This is a genomic window from Planctomycetota bacterium, assembly GCA_016872555.1.
Classification (GTDB): Bacteria; Planctomycetota; Planctomycetia; order Pirellulales; family UBA1268; genus F1-20-MAGs016.
Map to the genome: position 1 here is coordinate 1 of VGZO01000108.1, position 4,396 is coordinate 4,396.

The following is a 4,396-nucleotide window of genomic DNA, read 5'->3' on the forward strand; positions in this document are numbered from 1 at the left end:
TCAATTAAGGGTCGAGCAGGCGCTCCTTCAGGAAGAGGGCCGTGACCCTGGCCTGGTGGTCGACGTTGGACTTCTTGGAGAACCCATGGCCCTCGTCCTCGGCCACCAGATACCAGACCTCGCCGCCATTGGACCTCACGGCGTCGCGGATGCGCACCGCCTCCGCCAGGGGCACGCGCGGGTCGTTGCGTCCGTGGATCACGAGCAGCGGGGCGCGGATACGGGCCGCGTTGCGGGCGGGGGCGACCGCCTCCAGGGCGGCCCGCACCTCGGGCTTGCGCTCGTCGCCGTACTCTGCCCGGCGTGCGGCGCGCCGGTAGTCCGAGGTCTGCTCGAGCAGGGTGACCATGTTGGTCACCCCGACGACGTCCACGCCGCAACGGAAGCGCTCGCCGAACTCCGCCATGCTCGCGAGGCACATGAAGCCGCCGTAGCTTCCGCCGAAGGCGGCGATGCGGGCCGGGTCGATGCGCGGGTGCCCTGCGGCCCAGTCCAGCACGGGCCCGACGTCCTTCACCGCGTCGCCGCGTCGCACGCCGTTGTCGAGGTTGAGGTAGCGGCGTCCGTAGCCGGAGGATCCGCGCACGTTCGGGTAGATGAGCGCGACGCCCAGACGGTCCAGGTAGTAGAGCAGGCCGCCGCGGAAGCCGGGACGGGACTGTCCCTCGGGGCCGCCGTGGAAGATCATGATGGCCGGACGCCGGCCGGGGAACTTCGCGGGGTCGGGCAGGTAGACGAGGCAGGGGATCTGCTCGCCGTCGAAGCTGCGCACGCGGACGGTCGTCGCTTCGGGAGCCTTGACCTCGACCTTGGGCTTGGAGGTCCGGTCGGTCCAGCGGGTGAGCGCCCCCGAGTCGAGGTCCGCCGACCACGCGTCGCTGGGAGAGTCCTCCGAGTTGAGCGTGAAGCCGACCTCATGGCTGCCCGGCCGGAACGCGAGGTCGGAGATGACGCCGGGGCGGATCGCGGGGGCGCGGAGGGGCTTGCCCGACGGCAGCTCCCAGCAGCGCAGTTCCGACCGGCCGTCCACGTTGACGATGACGGCGAGGCGTCTCCCGTCCGCGGAGACCTCGAGTTCCTCGCAGTCCCATTCAGGAGCCCCTTCCAGCGCCTTCACCGTCCGTGCGGCGAAGTCGAGGCGGACGGGGCGCAGGAAGTCGCCGCCCAGGGTCGAGAGCGCGTAGGCGCCGTTTCCGTCCACGGACAGACGCACGTGGCTGAAGGGGTGGGAAGCCCCGGTGGGCGTCACTTCGGTGAGCTTGCCCGTCGCCAGGTCCGCCTGGTGCAGCCGGGTGCGTTCGATGCTGACCGACTGCCGCACCAGCAGCCAGCGGCCGTCGGGAGCCCAGGCCGTCGCCGACCAGCCGGGCGATGATCCCGTCACGAGCGCGCGCACCTTCGAGGGCGCCTTCACGTCGACGACCAGGATGTCGCTGTCCTTGCCATTGCGACGGTTCGAGGCCCAGGCGATGCGTCGGCCGTCCGCCGACCATCGGGGGTCGGTGTTGCGGGAGCGTCCGTCCGTGATCAACGAGGGCTTGGCCTTGGCGTCGGCGGCGTCGGTCAGGAACAGCTGGTAGTTCTCATCTCCGCCCTGGTCGGCGAGGTAGGCCAGCTTCGTGCCGCCCGGCTGGAACCAGCCGTATTTCACCGGCTCCGTTCCGCGCGTGAGCGCGGCCCGCTTGCCCAGCGCCTCGGTCATGCGGTGCAGGTGCGAGGCGCTGCCGATGCGGGTCGAGACGATGGCGGCGCGACCGCGGGAGTCCCATCCCTTGAAGCCGGCGCCGCCGAGGTTGAGGTAGGGGTCCATCTCTTCGGCGAGGGCCGCGGGGACCTGCGGCACCGCGTCGGCGACGAAATTGGACGGGTGCGGAAGGGTGGGGGCGACGCATCCGACGAGGATGGCCGCGAGGAGCAGGCCGGGGCGGGGCATGTCCTTCCATAAGTCCTCCGTTCGGCGAGGGCGAGCCTCGGCCGCTCACTTTTTCTTACGTCGGGTCGCCGCCTTCGCCTCTGCGGCGGCGCCCGCCGGCCCGAAGGATTCGGGGTCGGACAAGGGCCGGCCTGCCACGGGCACGGCGCCGTCGTCGCCTTGCTCGCGCATCCATGCGTCCAAGGCCGCGCGGAGCTCGGCCAGCCTGGCCGCGTTGGCCGGATCCGCCGCCACGTTCGAGCGTTCAGCCGGATCCTTCTCCAGGTCGTAAAGTTCCTCCGCCGGCCGGCGGTGGTAGCGGTCCAGCGTCGCGGCCGCCGCCGCGTCGGTCTTCGCCAGCCTCTCCCATTCCGCGAAGAACGCGCGCTGGCCGAGCCCGTCACCCCGGCTCTCCTGGAGGTCGATGTGCGTGGTGAACGCCCAGTCGGGACGGAGGTTGCGGACGTATTTCCACCGCCCGTCACGGACGGCGCGGGCGGGATAGACGTTCATCCGGTTGTCGTTGGCGTGCGTGGTGAAGATCCGGTCGCGATGCCGGTCCGCGCCGCGCAGCACGGACAGGAAGGAACGTCCGTCGATGCCCGAGGGGGCCTCGCCTCCCGCCGCCTCGAGAAGCGTCGGCAGCAGGTCGACCCAGCTGACCATCGCCCCGGTGCGCTTCCCGGCCGCGACCGTGCCCGGCCAGGATACGATGAGCGGCGTGGCGACGCCGGCTTCGTAAAGGTTCCATTTTCCGAAGGGCCATTGCGCGCCGTGGTCGCTGGAGAAGACGAAGACCGTGGAGGCCGGCAGCGTCTCGCGGACCGTGCGCATCACCTCGCCGAGTTCCGCGTCGCCGCGCGCGACCGCGTCGGCGTAGCGCGCCCGCCAGAGCCGCGTCTGCGGCGTGTCGACGCTGAGCGCGGGCAGCCGGAGGTCGTCCGGACGATGGACTCCGTCGGCGGCCGGCCACGGGACATGCGGCCAGTTGCTTCCGACCATCAGGCAGAGCGGCCTGGCGTCCTTGGGCCTCGCGCGGAGGAACTTCAACGCGGCGGGCACGCCCTCGGGGTCATGGAAGGTGTCGTGGGCGAAGACGTCGAAGCCGTAGTCCGCCGTGTGGCGGTAGTGGGAGACTTTGCCGAAGGCTGCGACCTCGTAGCCCAGCTCCTTGAAGTAGGATGGCCATTTGCGGATCTCCGCTCGCGGCTTGGCGTGATTGGAGGAGGCGCCGTTCCTGGCCGGCATGAGCCCCGTCAGCAGCGCGGCGCGGCTCGGGGCGCAGCTCGGCGAGGCGACGTAGGCCCGGTCGAAGGTCAGGCCGGCGTCGGCCAGCGCGGCGACGTGGGGCGTGCGGATGCCTCCGCCTCCGTAGGGGGTCGTATCCAGTTGCCCGAGGTCATCCGTCAGGAACACCACGATGTCCGGCCGTCGGGCCTCCGCCGCCGGCGACACGGCGGCGAACAGCAGCAAGGCGGCCAGGAGCGGGGGCATGCCGGGATGGTGCCCCGCTTTCCTGCGTCTGGGAACGCAGAAGTTTTCTCGCCCGCCGCCGGGCCGTGCCCACGATGTCCGCACCCCGATGAAGAAGCCCCTGCTGCCGATCCTCCTCGCATCGTTCGCCATCGCCGCGCCGGAGCCCTACCCCGTGAGCGAGCCCGCCGTGGACGCTTCGCATCCCGCCGCGGACGCCGCCGGCTTCGCCCCGCTCTTCAACGGCAAGGACCTGTCCGGCTGGCGCACCAAGGGCAACTGGGTCTACGACGCCGACGGCACCGTGACCCTGCGACCCCGTCCGGGCGAGACCGGCTGGAAGCGTTTCGACGCCTACCTCTTCACCGAGCGCAAGTACCGCGACTTCGTCCTCGACCTCGAGTTCAAGTTCGAGCCCACCGGCAATTCCGGCGTCTTCTTCTGCGTGGCCGATCCGCTCGATCCCGTCGCCAAGGGGATCGAGCTCCAGATCCTCGACACCCACGGCCTGGCTAAGCCCGGCCACCATGACTGCGGCGGCATCATCCGCGCCATGGGTCCGGCGGAGAACCGCGTGCGTCCCGCCGGCGAGTGGAACCGCTACACCCTCACGCTGAAGTCGCGGCGGCTCGAGGTCGTCTTCAACGGACGTCGCACCATCGTGCTCGACCTTGACCGTTCGCCGATGAAGGACCGACCCGCGGAAGGCCATGTCGGCTTCCAGGATGAGGCCAAGCGGGTCTGGTACCGCGGCGTCAGGATCCGCGAGCTTCCCTGACCTTGCGGAATCGTGCGGCGACGAGCCAGGCCGCCACGGGCAGGACCGCGCTGAGGACCAAGGCCAGACTTTCGCTCTCCCTGGCCACCGCGCCGACCCAGGCGAAGGCGAATCCGGTCGGCACGCAGCCCGCCGTCAGCGCGGCGAAGAACGTGCCGAACCTCATGCCTGCCAGTCCCGCCATGCAGGCGACCGCCTCAGGCAGGATCGGCATCCACCGCGAGACGAGCACC

The 4,396-nt window shown here is 70.8% G+C and carries 3 protein-coding genes; 1 reads left to right on the forward strand and 2 read right to left on the reverse strand.

Features of this window, described 5'->3' with window-relative positions; translation table 11 throughout:
• Nucleotides 1-4 precede the first annotated feature (4 nt).
• Together FJ309_17125 and FJ309_17130 are read right to left on the reverse strand one after the other, a co-directional pair.
• Nucleotides 5-1,933: a S9 family peptidase gene (locus FJ309_17125; protein MBM3956296.1), complete on the reverse strand. Its 1,929-nt coding sequence runs from the start codon at nucleotides 1,931-1,933 to the stop codon at nucleotides 5-7.
• A gap of 45 nt (nucleotides 1,934-1,978) precedes the next feature.
• The gene (locus FJ309_17130; GenBank protein ID MBM3956297.1) at nucleotides 1,979-3,406 is read right to left on the reverse strand and encodes a sulfatase; all 1,428 of its coding nucleotides are present in this window, start codon (nucleotides 3,404-3,406) and stop codon (nucleotides 1,979-1,981) included.
• Between FJ309_17130 and FJ309_17135 the strand changes: the two genes are divergently transcribed.
• The gene (locus FJ309_17135; GenBank protein ID MBM3956298.1) at nucleotides 3,333-4,163 is read left to right on the forward strand and encodes a DUF1080 domain-containing protein; all 831 of its coding nucleotides are present in this window, start codon (nucleotides 3,333-3,335) and stop codon (nucleotides 4,161-4,163) included. The genes FJ309_17130 and FJ309_17135 overlap by 74 nt on opposite strands.
• Nucleotides 4,164-4,396: the final 233 nt, after the last annotated feature.

Coding starts and splice junctions, on each gene's coding strand:
- FJ309_17125 (MBM3956296.1), bottom strand. CDS start 1,933: ATGCCCCGCCCCGGCCTGCTCCTCGCGGCCATCCTCGTCGGATGCGTC.
- FJ309_17135 (MBM3956298.1), top strand. CDS start 3,333: ATGTCCGGCCGTCGGGCCTCCGCCGCCGGCGACACGGCGGCGAACAGC.
- FJ309_17130 (MBM3956297.1), bottom strand. CDS start 3,406: ATGCCCCCGCTCCTGGCCGCCTTGCTGCTGTTCGCCGCCGTGTCGCCG.